This window comes from Cohnella sp. GCM10012308 (assembly GCF_042649185.1).
Lineage (GTDB): Bacteria > Bacillota > Bacilli > Paenibacillales > Paenibacillaceae > Cohnella.
This window is the reverse complement of record NZ_JBHRYU010000044.1, coordinates 41,235-58,977: the sequence shown is the minus strand read 5'-3', so window position 1 is coordinate 58,977 and position 17,743 is coordinate 41,235. Positions and strand designations below refer to the sequence as shown.

The following is a 17,743-nucleotide window of genomic DNA, read 5'->3' as shown; positions in this document are numbered from 1 at the left end:
CAGACACCTGGCGAAGACTTCTTCCTGCAAAGGTTCGGGCTTTTGGTGCGCACTGTCGACCATTTATTTACATATTCGTCGGATCAGGCTACAGTTGGCTGCGTAAAACTGCTTTCTCAACAGCCTGGTTTTAGCATCTATCCGATACAAAGGGCTCGAAACTGTAGAAAAAAGATGTATATTTGCAGGCATTGCGACGACAGAGCGACGCCGGCAGCGATACGCTGGTCCGTGGGAACGGCAATCGGAAGAGCCATCGAATAGGCGTTCCCTTGCACCTCCGCGCCAGCTGCACCTCTGCGTCCGCTGCACCTCCGCGCCAGCTGCACCTCTGCGTCCGCCGCACCTCCGCGCCAGCTGCACCTCTGCGTCCGCTGCGCCTCCGCAACCGCTGCCCCTCTGCAACCGCAGCACCTCCGCGCCCGCTGCCCCTCTGCAACCGTTACACCTCCGCAACCGCAGCACCTCCGCAACCGTTACACCTCCGCAACCGCTGCGCCTCCGCAACCGCTGCGCCTCCGCAACCGCTGCCCCTCCGCAACCGCTGCACCTCCGCGCCAGCTGCACCTCCGCGACCCCCACTTACACCGCCTTCCTCTTGCTTGCGGCTTCGGGATTGCGCATATTGCTCCGATTGAACGCTCCAATACCGCTTTTTAAAGGAAACTGCCGTTTTTAAAATATACATTCCCGTCTTCCGCGCCTAAAGTTGGCTTATCACGACAAGCAATGCGAAAAGGAAGTGCGGTCACATGATCAGGACGATCAAAAGGAACTTCGGATTATCGATGTTGGCGCTGCCGGGATTTCTGCTCATCATTCTTTTTAACTACGTGCCGCTGTACGGAATGCTGCTGCCCTTCAAGAGCTACCGTTACAATCTGGGCATCTGGAACAGTCCCTGGGTCGGCTTCGACAACTTCGGCTTCCTGTTCAACGGGGACGTGCTCTACCGGGTGCTGAGAAATACGCTCCTTTACAATATGACCTTTATCGTACTGGGCACCACGCTCTCGGTGACGATCGCGCTGCTGCTGTACGAGCTCAGCCGCAGATTCGTCAAAGCCTATCAGACCATTCTGTTTATCCCTTACTTTATTTCCTGGGTCGTGGCGGGATTCGCTTTCCGCTCGCTCTTCGATATGGATTACGGCGTCATCAACAGGCTGCTGGTCGCCTTGGGCAAAGAGCCGATCCTCTGGTACAGCGATCCCAAGTACTGGCCTTACATTCTAGTGGCGGCCGCCGTATGGAAGGGACTCGGATACGGTTCGGTCATCTACTACGCCGCGCTGATGGGCATCGATTCGGAGTATTACGACGCGGCCAAAATCGACGGGGCGAGCAAGTTCCGGCAGGCGATCTCGATCTCGGTGCCGATGATCAAGCCGATCGTCATCATGATGGTTATCCTGCAAATCGGCAGCATCTGCTACAGCGACTTCGGGCTGTTCTACAACGTGACGCTCAATTCGTCCCTGCTCTACAAGACGACGGATGTCATCGATACATTCGTTTACCGGTCGCTGATCGACATGGGCGACATCGGGATGGCATCGGCAGCGGGCTTTTTCCAATCGATCGTCGGCTTCTGCCTCGTGCTCACGACCAATTACATCGTCAAAAAAATCAATCCGGAAAATTCTCTTTTTTAAGGAGTGCAGCCATGAACGGTTCCGTAACGGCCCTCAAGCGGAGTCAACCGACCGCCGGGAAAATGTTTATTCATCTCGTCTTTATCCTGTTGTGCGTGGCCAGCCTGTTTCCGTTCCTCGTCATCATCGGCACGTCGTTTCAGAGCGAGAACGACATCGTCAAGTTCGGTTATTCCGTCATTCCGAAAAACTTCACGTTTGACGCTTACCGGGTCATCCTGCACGAGCCCAAGGTGCTGTTCCAATCTTATTTCGTCACGATCGCGACGACCGTCATCGGCTCGATCGTCGGGATGTGGGTCACGACGACGTACGCCTACGCCATCTCGCGCAAGGACTACCGCTTTCGGTCGTTTCTCGCCTTCTTTATCTTTTTTACGATGCTGTTCCACGGCGGAATGGTGCCTTCGTACATTTTGATGGTCAAGTGGCTGGGACTGAAGAACAACATTCTCGCGCTCATCTTGCCCTATCTGATCAGCGGCTGGTTCGTGCTGTTGATGAAAGGCTTCCTCCAGACCATACCGGAGGCGGTCATCGAATCGGCGAAAATCGACGGCGCCGGCGAGCTGCGCATCTTCGCGCAGATCGTCATCCCGATATCCAAGCCGGCCTTGGCGACACTGGGCTTGTTCTTCGCCCTCCAATATTGGAACGACTGGTGGCTGACGCTGCTCTACGTCGAGCATGACAACCTGATGAAGCTGCAATATTTGCTCATTCGCGTACTGAAAAACATGGAGTATTTGAACTCGGCGGAAGCCATTCAATACGGGCTGGTCAAACCGGGCATGCTCGTGCCCTCCTTAAGCGCCAGAATGGCGATGTGCATTTTGGCCGCCGGGCCGATGTTGCTCGTATTTCCGCTCTTTCAGAAATATTTCGTGCAGGGCTTGACGGTAGGCTCGGTCAAAGGGTGATAATTACAGCCGTAGGAAAGAAGATGCTGCGGCTGCTGATTATAAATGATAGGCATAGACAAGGGAGGCAATCCGAGTGAGTCCGACAATGGGGAAGAAGGCAAGATGGCTTGGAACGGGTACGTCCGCCATGCTGGCGGCGGCCATGATCGTAAGCGGTTGCAGCAGTTCGAAGGAAGAGGGCTCTTCGAGTCCGTCCGCAAGCTCCGGCGCCAGTGAGAGCGCGAGTCCCAGCGCCAGTCCGAGCGCCAGCGCGCCAGCTTCGCAGCCGGCGGACACCGGAGGCGATACCAAGGACTTCGTCAAGCTCAGCTGGTACATGCCGAAGCCGATCGACAATATGAAGGATCAAGCCGACGTCGAAGCGGAAGCGAACAAGGTCATCAAGGAGAAGCTGAACGCCGAGCTTCATCTTAATCTGATCGACAATGCGGGCTGGGAAGATAAGATGAAGCTGATCTCCGCGGCGGGCGAGCCTTACGACATCGTATTTTCCACGTTTTCCTCCAATCGCATCAGCGACAATGTCCAAAAGGGCGCTTTCCTGCCCCTGGATGAGCTGCTGCAAAAGTACGGCCAAAACATCCTGGCGAAGGTCGACCCCCGCGCATGGAAAGCAGTGACCTACAAAGGGAAGATCATGGCCATTCCCGCGCAGACGCCGTATGCGCCAGCCGGCGCGCACGTTTTCAAGAAGGATATGGTGGAGAAGTACAAATTCGACTACAAGAGCGTCAAGAGCATCAAGGACCTGGAGCCGTTCCTGGTCGAGATCAAGAAAAACGAGCCGAACATGATTCCGCTCCTGGCCACGGCCAACGGTACCGCGGCGGGCGTCAGCTTGTACGATTATACGACGATCACGCCCGGCATCTCCTATAGCGAGAAGGACGGGAAGATCGTCAAGATCTTGGACGTGCCTGAGAACAAGGAGAACTACAAGACGATCAACGATTTCTACAAAAAGGGTTATATCGCCAAGGATGCGGCCATCAAGACGGACTATCTGGCTGAAGCCAAGTCGGGCAAGTACGCAGTCATGCGCGATTCTGGCGGTTACACGGAGGACGGCTCGAAGTCGACGGCGACGTACGGCTTCCCGACGGTGGAGACGCTGGCCGGCTATCCGACGATCTCGACCAACTCGATGACGTCTGCCGCGACGGCGATCAGCGCCACCTCCAAGAACCCTGAGCGGGCTATGATGCTGCTCAACGAGATCTGGGGCGACAAGTACTTGCTGAATACGCTGGCCTACGGCGTCGAGGGCAAAAACTATACGGTCAAGTCCGGCACCGTGAAGGACGACAATCCAACGATCGAAGCGACCACGGGCGCGGAACAGACTTGGGCGATCTGGCACAACTGGCTTGGGCCGCTGTGGGATCAATGGGATTCGAACTGGAACTCCACCGCCGCGCTCCAGGCGATGAAGCAGAACAACGACAACGGCAAGGCGTCGGGCATCCTCGGCTTCATCTTCAACTCGGAGCCCGTCAAGACGGAGATCGCCCAGGTGAGCGCCATCCAGAAGGAATCCAATCCGATCCTGACGACCGGCTCGATGCCTGACTTCGAGAAGTATTATACCGATCTGCAGCAGCGTCTGAACGAGGCGGGCATGGACAAGATCATGGCCGAGGCGCAAAAGCAATTCGATGCATGGAAGGCGGAAAACAGCTAAACGGAACGGTTCGGCAAGGCGGCCCTGCTTCGAGCAAGTCGGGCCGCCTTTTTTATAAGCGCCTGCTTCTAATCGAATGCAAAGGGGAATCGATGTTGATGAATCCATGGAGAAACGGATGGATGGCTTTCAGCGCGACACTGTTTGTATGCGTTTTCTTATTTGCGGCTGCACCTCGTTCCGCTTCGGCGAATAGCGCGCCGGAAGGGGCCGCTTATCTGGTGGACGAGGATTTTGCGTTTCTGTCCAACCTGGTGCCGGGGGAGAGCCAGCCGTCCGGCTGGGACGTCCGCGCCGCGGGCGGCGCGCTGACGAGCATCTATAACAACACGTTAAAAATCAGCGATGCCAGTACCAAGCTCCCCGTATCGATGAGCCGCAAGTTCCCGGCCCAGAGCGAAGGGACGCTGACGATGGAATTTCGATTCAAGCCGTTTAGCGTCATGGGCGGCTTGCATTGGCAGCTGCTCGGCGACGATACGCCCGGCGTGAGCATCGCGACCAGCGCCAGCGGGAGCAATCTCGTGCTGGAGACGTCGGGAGGCGCTGCGGTAACCTTGCAGGCGTATTCGGCCAATGTCGAATATGGGATCAAGGTCATTGCGAATCTGTCCACGCAAAAGGCGGATGTCTACGTCAACGGCATCCTGCGGGCGAATGCCCAAAATTTCGCGAACACGGTGTCCGCGCTGAACCGTTTCCAGCTGACGACGGGCGTCGCTTCTACAGGCGACTTCTACTTTACGCCGCTTCATATTTATAAAGGCTATGCCGTCAACGAAAGGCTGCTGTCGGTCATGCCGGCATCGGGCAATCTGCCCCAGGATTGGACGGCCGCCCTTAACGGAGGCACGATCCAGGTCGCCGAGATGCTCAGCGCCCCGAAGCCGGACATCAACAGTCTGAAGATCGACGCGTCCGCCTCGACCGGCAGCATGTCGCTGGCGAAGAGCTTCGCCGCCATCTCGGGCGATCTGACCGCGGAATACAAGATTTTTATCCCGGTAAAGACCGACGGTCTCACGGCCGAATTGAGAAGCGGCAGTACGACGGCGCTCAAGCTGTTCACCGCAGGCGGGAAGCTGGTTTATGAAGACACGGCCGGACAGCCCGTAGAGATTTACAAAGACTACAAGGCTAACCTATGGTATCGCCTTAAAGTGGTCCTGAAGCCGGGCGCGCACAAGGCCGACCTCTACGTCAACGGCAAGCTGCAAAAAGCGAACGTCGATATCGCTTCCGGGATCGCTTCCGTCGACGGCATCCGGTTCTCCACCTCCGCCGCGAACAAAGGACTGATGTGGCTCGACGATATCCTCGTCTATGCGAATACGCCGGAGCCTGCGGATTATGTGCCCGCGCCCGCGTCGACAGTCCTGAGCACAAGCAGCCCGCTCGTCGGCGTGCAGAGCTGCCCCATGTGGCGGGAAGGGCATCATCTGGGCTGGGACGTGATCAATCCGTTCCCGGACCGCACGCCGTATCTGGGCTTCTATGACGAAGGCAATCCGGAGACGGCGGACTGGGAGATCAAGTGGATGCTCGAGCACGGCATCGACTTCCAGATGTCCTGCTGGTTCAGGCCGATCGGGGGAGAGGGCGCGCCGATCAAGGACTCCTACCTGTCCGATGCGCTGGACGACGGCTACTTTAATGCCAAGTACAGCAATCTGGCGCACTTTGCCATCATGTGGGAGAACCTTAACTCGGCAGCGAAGGATATCGCCGATTTCCGCGACAATCTGGTTCCCTACTGGATCGAATATTACTTTAAGGACCCCCGGTACTTGAAGGTTGACGAAAAACCGGTGTTCACCATCTACAACTACGATCAATTCGTCAAGCTGGCAGGCGGCACCAAAGAGCTGGCAAAGGATTTGATGGATGATCTGCGGGACGCGGCGCGCGATGCCGGCGTCGGCGAGCTAACCATCCTGAACGTGTATAACGGCACGAGCGCTCAGGATCTGCAAAACCGCAAGGACGCGGGTTTCGACGGCGTCTACGCCTATTCGTGGGGCTCCTTCGGCGGGCATCCCGAATTTCAGAAGCTCAAGCTGACGCTGGAAAACAACGCCGGCGTGATGGACGTCATTCCGGGCCTCAGCATGGGCAGAGACGATACCGCCTGGGGGCTGAGCTCCGGGTATTATGCGACCCCGGCCGAATTCAAGTCGCTGGCGCAGTGGACAAAGGACACCTATATTCCGTCGCTGTCGGCGGGCAATCTGGGCAAGAAGCTCGTCATGCTGGACAACTGGAACGAATACGGGGAGGGCCATTTCATCATGCCGGCAGGGCTCGCGGGCTTCGGCTACGTGGATGCGATCCGCGATGTTTTCTCGGGCGTCAGCACCCATACGGATGCCGTGCCGACCGCAACGCAGAAGGCGCGGATCAACGTCCTGTATCCGGAAGGGCGCGTCGTGCAGAACCGCACCTTGACGCCTCCGGCGATATCGAGCAATTCGGTCGCCTCGTGGGAGTTCAACACGCCGGGCGACAGCGAGGGCTGGAGCGTGCTGAAGCAGATCGACGCGGTGAGCGTCGCGGGCGGCACCTTCACCGGCACCACGAATAACACCGACCCGGGCATCATCTCGGCGGACCATCTGGGGATTAAGGCGGAGGACGCGCCTTATCTCAAGATCCGGATGAAGAACAGCGCCAACGATATCGACGGCCGCGTATTTTTCACGACGGAGCTGGACGGCGACTGGAACGAGACGAAGGCGATGGGCTTCTACGTAATCCCGCAAGATGACGGGTACACGGATTATTACGTGGAAATGTGGCGGAACAAGAGCTGGACCGGCAATATCCGGCAGATCCGGATCGATCCGATCTCGGCAATCGGCACGATCAGCATCGACTACATCCGGGCGGTCGCCGACGATTCGACGGCCATCAAGCTGTACATCGACGGCAAACGGAAAAACTTCAGCCAGCCGGCGCTCGTGCAGGACGGCGTCGTCATGGTGCCGATCAAGGACATCTGGCTGCAGCTCGGCGTCCGGTCCGAGTGGGACGCGGCGAATCAGAAGTTCATCGCCGTCAAGGGCGGCAGCGTCTACGAATTAACGGTCGGCAGTACGACGGCGCTCAAGGACAATCAGTCCATCACGCTCGAACATGCGCCGGTGAAGCTGGCAAACGGGACGGTACTCGCGCCGCTCTCGTACCTCAAGCAAGCCTTCGGGGCGACCTTGAAGTGGGACGCGGCCGCGCAGAAAATCCAGATCTATCCGGCAGGCGTCGTCTGGGACTTTGAATTCGGAGACGGTTGGACGGCGAACGGGAGCATCGCCGGCGAGCAGGCGCTGGGCGGCCGATTCAGCGGTACGTCCCTCGGCGTATCCGGCGGTGTAGAGCCTGCGGTCGAATCGCCGGATCAGTTGGGGCTGGACGCGTCCACGATCAAGCGGGTCCGCGTGCAGCTCGGCAACCAGACGACCGGCTCACAGGCGAAGCTCTATTATACGACGGATGCCGATCCCGTATGGAATGCGGCCAAGTCGTTCTCGACCTATATCCTGCCAAGCGATTCGACCCTCCGCGAGTACGTGTTCGATACGACTTCCGCGGCCGCCTGGACAGGGACGATCAAGCAAATCCGGGTCGTGCCTACGCTGTCGGCCGGCAGCTTCAGCATCGATTCCGTGCAGCTGGATACGGCAACCTCGCTGCCGACGCTGGGCGCCAATCTGGTCGCGGATCCCGGCATGGAAGGCAGCACGATCCAGGCACGCGTGCAGAACGGCGCGCTGGGACTGGACGTCACGCAATCCCACAGCGGCCATCAGTCGCTCAAGGTCGTCAAGGACGGCCGTTACGGCAGCGCGTCCTTCCCGATCGCCGTCACGCAAGGCCAGGAATACCATTATTCGGTCTGGGCGAAGCTCGCGAAGGCGCCGACGCTCGCCGAGCAGCTGCGGCTTTGCTTGCAATATACGGTTGACGGCAATGTCAAACAGATGATCATTTACACCAGTGCCGGGCTCTCCGCGGATCAATGGACGCAGCTGCAGGGCAACTACACGATCGCGGAGACCAGTCCCATTTCCAATGTGCTGCTTTACTTTTATACGGAGATCGACGGCACCAATCACGACTACTATCTCGACGATGTCGAAGCTAGGCTCGTGACGTACTCATCCAGTCCGGCATGGACCTATGCGACGGGACTGAGTATCAACCCGACCATGACGATGAACATGGGCGAGACGAAGACGCTCGTACCGACGTTCCAGCCCTCGAGCAGCGTCAATAACCAAGCGCTGATCTGGAACTCCGACAATCCGGACGTGGCCGTCGTGGACATCAGCGGCACGGTGTTCGCGAAGAAGACGGGAATCGCGAATATTACGGCCAAGGCCATCGACGGCGGATTCACGGCGACGACGGCGGTGACGGTGGCGCTCGGTTCCGGGCAGCCCGCCGGCGCGGTGCTGGGAAGCAATCTCATTCTCAACCCCGACATGGAGGGAGCCGCGATTCCTTCGGGTTATTACGGCTCCAGCGCCAGCGTGGCCTTGACGACATCGGAGCATCGCCTGGGGACGCAGTCTTTGCAGGTGACGAAGCTGAACGACAACAGATTCGCGTCGTTCTTCATGCCAACATCGATCGAACAGGGGAAGACGTATTATTATTCGGCCTGGGCCAAACTGGCAACCGCACCCGCGCAGCCGGCGCTGTTCAGGATCTGCCTGCAATACAAGCTGGACGGTGTCGTTAAGCAGAGATATATATTCACCAGCGCGCCGCTGCTCAGAGCAGGCTGGACACAGGCATCGGGCTTCTACAAAATCGAGGAGACGGGAGTCGTAACGGATGTCCGGGTGTACCTGTATACGGAACAAAGCGGTCCGGTGCAAACCTTCTACGTCGACGATATAGAGGTTCGTCCGGTCATAGCAGACAGTACCCCGCCGGTCACGACGGCAGCGCTGAATCCATCGGCGCCGGACGGTCCCGGCGGCGCATATAACGGCCCGGTTACGCTGACGTTGACAGCTGCGGACAGCGTGTCCAGCGTCGCGCAGACCGTATACAGCGTCGATAACGGAACGACTTGGACCCCGTACACGGCGCCGCTGGCGTTCGGCAAACAGGGCTCGTATACGATTCTTTACAAATCGACCGACCTGGCGGGCAATGCCGAGACGCAGCAGAGCGTAAGCTTCAGCCTGGCCGCCACGGTGACCACGGTCTCCTTGCAGGATAGCGCGGGACAGCCGCTCGTCGGCGGCATCGTCAAATATTACGACGGCAGCTGGAAGGACCTGGGGACGACGGACGCCTCGGGGCAGGCGACGAAGGCGCTGCCGGAGCGGAGCTATATTTTCTCCGTGACCTATCTGGGCACGACCAAGCAGCTGACGCAAAATACGGCAACGGGTCCCGCGTCCGTCGTCTTCCAGACGTTAAAGGCGAAAGTTCAGCTGAAGGACAGCCAGGGCAATCCGCTGAACGGCGCCGTCGCGAAGGTGTATGCCGGAGGCAGCTGGCAGTCGATCGGTACGACTGCAGGCGGCGAAGCGACGAAGGAGCTGCTGCCGGGCTCGTATACGTTCGGCATTACCTATGACGGCGTGTACAAGGAAAAGAGCCAGAACGTCGGCGACGATCCGGCCGTGGTATTCCAGACGGCGAGCGTCCTCATCCAACTGAAGGATGCCGGCGGCAACCCGGTGAACGGCGGCACGGCCAAGGTGTATGCGGGCGGCAGCTGGCGGACGATCGGCAGCACGGCGGGCGGCGAGATCCGCGTGGAACTGCTGCCTGGCTCGTATACGTTCGGCATGACGTACGGGACGGCGCTCGCGAACATCGTGAAGGACATCGGGACGGATCCGACCGTCGTGTTCCAAATGCCTTAATCGTATAAGAACGCAAGAGGATGCTCCCGCCGGACCCTGGCCATGCTTCTCGGTCCGCGTCGGAGAGCATCCTCTTTTTAGAGAGGAAGATTGCAAATGAGAAGATCGATTGCGCTGACAGGCCTGTGGCAACTGGAAGGCGAAGGCATAGACCTTAGGGGGAAGGAAGCGAGAATCGCGATCGACGCGCAGGTTCCCGGTCATGTGCACCAGGATCTGCTCGCGGCGGGTCTGATCGCGGATCCGGGTTACCGCAAGCAGGCGGACGATTGCCAGTGGGTGGAGCATTGGCGATGGACGTACCGCCGGACGTTCGAGCTCGGGCGATTGGACCCGGGACGTCCCCTGCTGGAATTCGAAGGGCTGGATACGTACGCGGAAATCGAGGTGAACGGCGTCCGGCTCGCCCGGACCGACAATATGTTCGTCCGCTACCGCTTCGACGTGTCGGGGCTGCTTCGGGAGGGGACGAACGAGCTGACCGTGCGGTTCCGGACGGTCGCCGAGGGACTCGCCGGCAAGTCGTACGCCGGTCTCGGCGCAGCCTTCACGAACGAGCGGCTGTTCGTGCGCCGCATGCAATGCACGTTCGGCTGGGATTGGGTGGGGCGACTCGTCAGCTACGGCATATGGCGGCCTGTCCGTCTCGTATTCGAAGACATCGCGGCGATCGACGACCTTTTTGTGTACACGCAGGCATTGGACGCGCGAGGCGCGTCCCTGGCAGTCGCGGTCGAGACGAGCAGCCGCACCGAAGAGCCGCTGCGGCTGTCGCTTGCGATCGCGGATGCAGCCGGCGGGATCGTCTGGCAGGCCGAGCGGCGGCTGAACGGCGGCAAGCTGGAGCTGACGGCCGACTTGGCGGAGCCGGCGCTGTGGTGGCCGGCAGGATACGGCGGCCAGCCGCTGTATACGCTCGTCGCGAAGCTGTACGGCAAGTCGGGACTGCTCGACGAGCGCTCGCGCGCGTTCGGGATCCGGACGGTGCGCATCGAGCAGCTCGAAGACCGGGCGGGAAGCGCAGAGGAGGGGATGACCGCGAGGATTCGCTCGGAAGGAACGACAGGGAATGCGTTCGCCGACAATCCGGACGGCACGGTCTGGGAGGCGAACGGCGAGCGCCCGGGCAGCGGCTTCCGGCTGCTGGTCAACGGCGTTTCCGTCTTTTGCAAAGGGGCCAACTGGGTGCCTTGCGATCCCTTCCCCTCGCGCGTTTCGGACTCGCGCTACGAGCACCTGCTCCGGCTCGCCCGCGATGCCGGCATGACGATGCTTCGCTGCTGGGGCGGCGGCATATACGAGCCGGAGCCGTTCTGGGACTGGTGCGACCGGCTCGGGATCGTCGTTGTTCAGGACTTCATGATGGCCTGCGGGACATATCCCGAGTCGGACCGGGAGTGGACGGCATCGCTGACCGCCGAGACCGAGGGCGCGATTCGCGCGCTGCGGAATCACCCGAGTCTCGTCTGGTGGAACGGGGACAACGAGAACGGCATGTTTGCGGGCGAAGAGGACCGGGATTACCCGGGACGGGCCATCGCCGAACGGATTACGGGCCGGCTGTGCGCGGCGCAGGATCCGTCCAGGCCGTTTCAGCCCACGAGTCCTTACGGCGGCAGCACCAACAACTCGTTCACGATCGGCACCGCGCATTATACGGGCGCGCTGTTCGAGATGTTCGACGTGTTCCGCAACACGGATTTACGCGATTATCGCTCCTACTTTGCCGGCCTGTTGAGTCGATTCTGTCCGGAGTTTCCGATGTTCGGCACGCCTGAGGTTCATTCGCTGCGGCGGATGATGAGCGGCGAGGATCTGGCCGATCCGTCGTACGGCATGCTCGAATACCACACGAAGAATCACCCGGGGCTGAAGGACTTCTCGCTCTTCCGTGCGCTCGCGACGCTGGCCGACAAGCTTGCGCCGCCCGCCGCGTCGACCGTCGAGCAGATCCGGCGCATGTCGTTCGTCCAGCACGAGCTTACCCGGCTGACCGTGGAGGCGTACAGGCGCAACCGGCATTACGCGGGCGGCATTCTGTTCTGGATGTTCAACGATTGCTGGCCGGCAAGCGGCTGGAGCCTGGTCGATTACTACGGGTACCCGAAGGGCGGATACTATGGGTTTCAAAAGGCGGCACGGCCGGTGATCGCATCGCTTGAAAAAAACGAGGCGGCCGGAACGTACGATTGTTGGGTGTGCAGCGACAAGCCCGAGGAAATCCGGGGAACGGGGACGCTGCGCGTGCTGAAGCTTGACGGCTCGGCTGGAGACGCTGAGGTCTGGTCCAGGACGTTCGACTTCGCTGTGGAGGCGGGCGCTTCGGCTGTCGCTGCGGGGATTCCGGCTGCGCAACTGGATGGGCTGCTCGATCATCGCCACGTGCTGGTCATGGATATTGACGGCGGCTTCGGCAGCGATCGCTGCATCTATTTCGCCGGGCTTCCGGCGGAGATGAGGCTTGCGCCTTCCGGTTTGCGGATCGAGTCTCGTTCAGGCGGGCCCGAGGCCGGCAGCGTGACCGTCGCGGCGGACCGCTATGCCAAAGCCGTGCTCCTGCATGGCGCGTTCGCGTTTTCGGACAATTACTTCGATCTGCTGCCGGGAGAGCGCAGGACGATCGAATATCGCAGCTTGGCTGCGGCGCCACGTGCTGGAGCCGGGGGCGATCAGGCAAGCGATAGGGGAGTCGGTTCGGCAATTGGTTTGGGAGTCTACCCGCCAAGCGGTTCGGGAGTCGACCCGAGAAACGACTCGGGAAACGACTCGGGAATCGAACCGGCAATCGAGCTGATCGGCTGGAACTGACCGGGCTTTTTGACTGATGGAAAAGTCCGCCCCGCAGATCTGATTTTATGATTGATGAATGCATACGAGAGATCAGCAGAATGGTGCAAACGGAAACTGCGCGCGTTCGGAGGGCTGGAGCCTTCCGGATGTTGCGTGGGGGCATGAACTGCATTTGTACATCTATTTTCTGCCGAACGGCGACGCTGGATAAAATTAATGCAAATGTGCAGCTAAATTCGAAACATGTGCGGGTAATCTCGTTGATCCGGGGAATTAGATGCATTTTTGCATTTGTCCTCACCGAAAGGGTCGACATAGGCGGATTTAGATGTATATTTGCAGTTACCGGGGCGAAAGAGCGACGCGGAAGACGCTTAGGCGAACAAATCGGTCGGAACTTTTCTCAGATGAGCTATGAATCGGAGCCTTGGCCGGAAGTTCGGGCCATCCTCCAAATCCAAAAAGACTGTCAGGAAGATCCAGATACTTCCTGACAGTCTTTTTGAGCTGTCGGCCTCCAAACAGCAGGCAGGCTCGCCTTTAGAGCGGGCAGGCGAACCGCGGCGGCAGCCATTGCGATGGACAACACGCAAACCGCGGCGAAGTGAATGAGGCTGTTACCGATCAGCCACGGCTGCAGTCCCGCCGCTTTGGCCGCGCCGCGTACGAGCACGATGGCGATGGGATGCAGGACGTAGATCCATGCCCGGCCCTCCCGCAGACCGCGCTTCGCCGGGCCCTTGTGAGGGAGCGCCCACAGGAACAGGAAGTAAACGGCCGGCACCGCGAAGACATACATGCTGTCATGCCGCGGAATCGAACTGTCGTGCAGCCACGATGCCTCAGCCAGCATGGCGGACAAGGAGATTGCAAATAAAACGGCGTTCATGACCGGGCGTCTCGCCGTCTGCGGCCGCCTGGCGACGAACGCGCCTAGCGCCAGATAGATCGGCGCGAAAAACAGCCCGTTGCGCGTATAATCGAACGCCTGGAACGTTCCTTTATACCATTCGGTTAGGACGTCGCTGCCCGTTATGAAGCCGTAGTAGCTGTCTCCAAATAGTCCGAAGGCATACAGCGCGCAGGCGATAGCCATGACGACAGCTGGATTCAGCACGCGGTACAGTCCATGCAGCATCGCGATGCCGATCATCAGCGCCGGCAAGTACCAGAGGTGATAGAACGTGCCGTCGAAGGCCAGATCCCGCAGCAGAGAAAAAGCGCTGATGGACGAAGAGAAGTAACCGTTGTATACATTGAGCGGCAAGTAAAGAAGGATGGCGATGGCGTATAATCTGGCGATGCTGCCCAGATAATGGCGCAGATGGCGCCGGTCGGCGAGCGGGTCGCTCGTGAGCTTGCGGAAGTAGAAGAAGCCGGAGGCGATGAAAAAGATGGGAACGGCGATTCGGGTGAGGGCGTTGTCGGCTAAAAAGTCGGCTGTTGGGCCGAAAAGGGCAAGCGGGCTTGTATGATTGGCGACGACGAGCAGGGCGGCGATAAACTTCAGCCAGGATAAGCCGCGGTAGTCCGTTTTAGACGAAATAGCTGAACTTGTTAGTTTAGCTGATTCCGCTGATTTAGCCGATCTGTCCGATCCGTCCGATCCGTCTGATCCAGCTGATCCATCTGATCTACCTGATCCAGCAGGTTTAGTTAATCTAGCGGTCAACGGACCGCCGCCTTTTACCGCTGAAAGCCGTCACGATTATGCCGCAGTCGTTGTCGCCGGACAGACGATAATAATCGCATTCCGGGATCGGCACCTCGATAGCGCTGCCGCCGGCAGGAACGTAATAGATCTCGATACGCCGGCGCCCGTCCTCGATGACAAGCCGTTCGCCTTCGAACGAAGAGCGGCGCAGCCGTTCCACGTACTGCTCCAGACACAGATCCTCCCGCTCCATGATCTCGGCATGCGGCTCTCCGACATAGCGGAAATGCCACGGCTCGCAGGCAATGCCGGTAATGTCTTCCTTGCCCGCGCGGTAACGCTGGATGAAGCCGTACTGCGCGGCGAGCCGCTTGAAGGCAAGGCAGACGCCGCTGTCGGGGAAGTCGGGCGCGATGAAGTCGAGCTCGACGTCGCCCGCCAAGCCGACGTCCACGGCGAGTCCGGTCTGATGCTCGCTGCAGCCGGGCCAGGCGACATAAGCGGCCGTGTACTGCGGGCCGTTATCCCGAAGCGACGATTCGTATATCTCCGTCTGTTCGTCCGCCGTCCGGTACCCGCTGACCGCCAAGATGTCCGCCGCGCCGCGGCAAGCCGCCAGCAGCTCGTTCAGACGAGCGAGCGCCGTCTCTTCCAATCGGATTCCAGGCGAGCGAGCGCGCATCGCGGGATAGATATGAAGATCAGAGAGCCTGTCCTCAAGAATCGGCTCGCGAACCGGATGCTGCCGGTTAACGAGAAGGAGATGTCCTTCGAAGATGGCCGAGTCGTCCACGCGTATCAAACGACGATTCTGATCCATCGGCTCGTTCAGATGACGGTCGGCTCCCGCCGCTGCGGTTGACCATATGCGTTGTTCCATGGATGAGGAACCTCCTTCGCGCTTGCGTATATTTTGGCGACGCGCGCCGTCAGCGCGGTCGTGATCTCTTGCGCCGGGCCATCGATATGAGCGGCCAGCTCGGCGAACGAAATCCGCTCGCTCCCCTGGCGCCCGATCAGCGTCACCCGGTCGCCCGGCGCGCAGGGCCCGGGCAGCCGGAGCATCAGCTGATCCATGGAAATCTTGCCTACGATCTCGGCGCGTTGTCCGCGCACCAAAGCCGAGGCGCCTCGCATCCGCTGCGACCAGCCGTCCGCGTAGCCGATCGGGACCGTGCCGATCCATTCGTCGGCGTCGGCGCGGTAGGCGTTGTCGTAGCCGATATATTCGCCCCGGCGGACGCGTTTGACCTGCATGAGCGAGCTGTGCAGGCTGAGCGCAGGCGCCAGATCGACCGGCGGCGTAAGATGCGCCGGATAAAACCCGTACATCGCGGCGCCGATCCGTACCATGTCGAGCGCGAGCCCCGGGAAACGCAGCGCCGCGGCGCTGCCGGCGCAATGATAGTGACGAATGGCGATGCCGCTCGCTTTGCTGCGGTCCATGAACGCCGCGAATCGGCGGGCTTGCCCTTCGAGGAAAGCCGTGTCCGCCTGTCCCGCCGTCGCGAAGTGCGTATAGAAGCCGTCGACGTCGATATCCGGAGCGGCGAGCCAAGGGACGAGCGCATCCCATTCCGCCGCCGTCCGGAAGCCGATCCGGCCGAGCCCGGTGTCCGCCTTGACGTGAACGCGCAGCTTGCGGCCGGCAAGCGAAGGCGTATGCCTTCGCAGCTCGCGGAACCACTCCGCATCCGTAACCGTTAGCATGAGGTCCTGCGTCAGCGCAAGCTCGACCTGCTCCGGTCGGATCGGCGTGAGAATCAGGATCGGAAGCTTCACGCCTCCGGCTCGCAGCCGCAGCCCCTCCTCTAGAAAGGCCACCCCCAAATAATCCGCTCCCGCCCGTCTTGCGGCTTCGGCTGTCTCGTCGTCGCCGTGGCCGTATCCGTTCGCCTTGACGACGGCCATCAGCTTGACTCCTGGGGGCAGCGTGCTGCGGATGGCGCGCAAGTTGTCCGCGATTCTGCCCGGGTCGATCTCCGCCCAAGTCTCCCTCAGCATGTGGTATGCCTCTCGTATCGGAGCGACTGCCTGGCCTCGTGGCGGTCGAACGCATAGGCGATCAGCCGGTCGATAAGCTGCGCATACGTCGTACCGTCCGTCCGTTCCCACATGACGGGGTACATGCTGGCGGACGTAAAGCCGGGCAGCGCGTTGATTTCGTTCAGATACAGCAGCCCGTCCCGATCCAGGAAAAAATCCACGCGGGCGAGACCTGTGCAGCCGTGTACCAGGTAAGCCTGCAGCGCCAGCGACCGGACTTGTCCGGTCAGCGCTTCGCTCAACTCTGCCGGAATCGACATGCGCAGCCGCGGGTCCGAATATTTGGACGCAAAGTCGAAAAAGCGATGGTCGTGGATGAACTCCCCCGGCAGCGAGGCGATCGGGGTTTCGTTTCCAATCACCGCGACCTGGATCTCCCGTCCGATCAGCTCGCGTTCGACGACCAGCTTCGCGTCGTATTGCAAGGCCTCTGCGATGCCGGCGGTAAGCTCGCTCCGAGTTTCGCAGCGGCTGATGCCGATGCTCGAGCCAAGCGAGGACGGCTTGACGTAGCAAGGATAGCCGATTCCTTCCTCCAGTCCGGCGAGACAGCGAGGCTCGTCCGCCAGCCAATACTCGCGCAAGACGACCTGATGCTCGACCTGACGGATGCCGGCCTGCGCGAGCATCTGCTTCGATATGGCCTTGTCCAGCGTGAGCGCCGCGGACAGCACGCCGTTGCCGACGTACGGCACGTTCAGCATTTCCAGCAGCCCTTGCAGCGTTCCGTCCTCGCCATAGGAGCCGTGAATCAGCGGCAATACGACTTTTTTGCCGGGCAGCGCCAGCTTGCGGAGCAGAACGTCGCCGATCGAAGCCGCCTCGTTGTCTTGCGTCGGCTGCGCGACCAGATGCTGCAGCTCGATCCCGGGACTGACCTGCAGATCTGGCGCGCACCAGCGGCCGTCCCTTGCGATATAGATCGGAAACAGCTCGAACTTGGATTCGTCTACCGCGCCGAGGACGGTGCGTGCCGTTTTGAGCGAGATCTCGTGCTCGACGGACTTGCCGCCATACACGACGTACAATTTGGTTTTCATCAGATGACCTCCGATTCGCGATTAGCGTCGATGTCTACAAGATTAACCGCCAACGTTTAAAAAGGTTGAAAC

At 60.1% G+C, this 17,743-nt stretch carries 9 protein-coding genes; 5 read left to right on the top strand and 4 right to left on the bottom strand.

The genetic code is table 11. From position 1 onward, the window contains the following. Positions 1 to 752 precede the first annotated feature (752 nt). The 5 genes from ACFOTD_RS31170 (at position 753) to ACFOTD_RS31150 (ending at position 12,949) form a co-directional block, all read left to right on the top strand. A complete protein-coding gene (locus ACFOTD_RS31170; protein WP_378123853.1) occupies positions 753 to 1,655 on the top strand; it encodes an ABC transporter permease in 903 nt (300 codons plus the stop codon). Positions 1,656 to 1,666: 11 nt separating this feature from the next. Continuing rightward, complete coding sequence (locus ACFOTD_RS31165) at positions 1,667 to 2,575, top strand: carbohydrate ABC transporter permease (protein WP_378123852.1); 909 nt, start codon at positions 1,667 to 1,669, stop codon at positions 2,573 to 2,575. A gap of 76 nt (positions 2,576 to 2,651) precedes the next feature. After that, on the top strand, positions 2,652 to 4,259 hold the full coding sequence (locus tag ACFOTD_RS31160; RefSeq protein ID WP_378123851.1) for an ABC transporter substrate-binding protein: 1,608 nt from the start codon (positions 2,652 to 2,654) through the stop codon (positions 4,257 to 4,259). A 98-nt stretch (positions 4,260 to 4,357) separates the two neighbouring features. Further along, on the top strand, positions 4,358 to 10,141 hold the full coding sequence (locus ACFOTD_RS31155) for a stalk domain-containing protein (protein ID WP_378123850.1): 5,784 nt from the start codon (positions 4,358 to 4,360) through the stop codon (positions 10,139 to 10,141). Between the two features lie 96 nt (positions 10,142 to 10,237). Further along, entirely contained in the window at positions 10,238 to 12,949 is a 2,712-nt protein-coding gene (locus ACFOTD_RS31150) for a beta-mannosidase (RefSeq protein WP_378123849.1), read from the top strand. A gap of 451 nt (positions 12,950 to 13,400) precedes the next feature. Here the strand turns inward: ACFOTD_RS31150 and ACFOTD_RS31145 are convergent, their stop codons facing one another. The 4 genes from ACFOTD_RS31145 to ACFOTD_RS31130 are packed head-to-tail and all read right to left on the bottom strand — an operon-like array spanning position 13,401 to position 17,671. Continuing rightward, a complete protein-coding gene (locus ACFOTD_RS31145; RefSeq protein ID WP_378123847.1) occupies positions 13,401 to 14,603 on the bottom strand; it encodes an acyltransferase in 1,203 nt (400 codons plus the stop codon). Beyond that, positions 14,593 to 15,465: a D-alanyl-D-alanine carboxypeptidase family protein gene (locus tag ACFOTD_RS31140; protein WP_378123846.1), complete on the bottom strand. Its 873-nt coding sequence runs from the start codon at positions 15,463 to 15,465 to the stop codon at positions 14,593 to 14,595. The genes ACFOTD_RS31145 and ACFOTD_RS31140 overlap by 11 nt, the downstream gene beginning before the upstream one ends. After that, a complete protein-coding gene (gene alr, locus ACFOTD_RS31135) occupies positions 15,414 to 16,589 on the bottom strand; it encodes an alanine racemase (protein ID WP_378123845.1) in 1,176 nt (391 codons plus the stop codon). The genes ACFOTD_RS31140 and alr overlap by 52 nt, the downstream gene beginning before the upstream one ends. Then, positions 16,583 to 17,671 carry a D-alanine--D-alanine ligase family protein gene (locus ACFOTD_RS31130; RefSeq protein ID WP_378123844.1) on the bottom strand — a complete coding sequence of 363 codons (1,089 nt, stop codon included), beginning with the start codon at positions 17,669 to 17,671 and terminating at the stop codon, positions 16,583 to 16,585. Before ACFOTD_RS31130 ends, alr begins: the two co-directional genes overlap by 7 nt. Positions 17,672 to 17,743 lie beyond the last annotated feature (72 nt).

Bases quoted from the DNA above. Each gene is read 5' to 3' on its own strand.
- ACFOTD_RS31170 (WP_378123853.1), top strand. From the start codon at position 753: ATGATCAGGACGATCAAAAGGAACTTCGGATTATCGATGTTGGCGCTG.
- ACFOTD_RS31165 (WP_378123852.1), top strand. From the start codon at position 1,667: ATGAACGGTTCCGTAACGGCCCTCAAGCGGAGTCAACCGACCGCCGGG.
- ACFOTD_RS31155 (WP_378123850.1), top strand. From the start codon at position 4,358: ATGAATCCATGGAGAAACGGATGGATGGCTTTCAGCGCGACACTGTTT.
- ACFOTD_RS31150 (WP_378123849.1), top strand. From the start codon at position 10,238: ATGAGAAGATCGATTGCGCTGACAGGCCTGTGGCAACTGGAAGGCGAA.
- ACFOTD_RS31140 (WP_378123846.1), bottom strand. From the start codon at position 15,465: ATGGAACAACGCATATGGTCAACCGCAGCGGCGGGAGCCGACCGTCAT.
- alr (WP_378123845.1), bottom strand. From the start codon at position 16,589: ATGCTGAGGGAGACTTGGGCGGAGATCGACCCGGGCAGAATCGCGGAC.
- ACFOTD_RS31130 (WP_378123844.1), bottom strand. From the start codon at position 17,671: ATGAAAACCAAATTGTACGTCGTGTATGGCGGCAAGTCCGTCGAGCAC.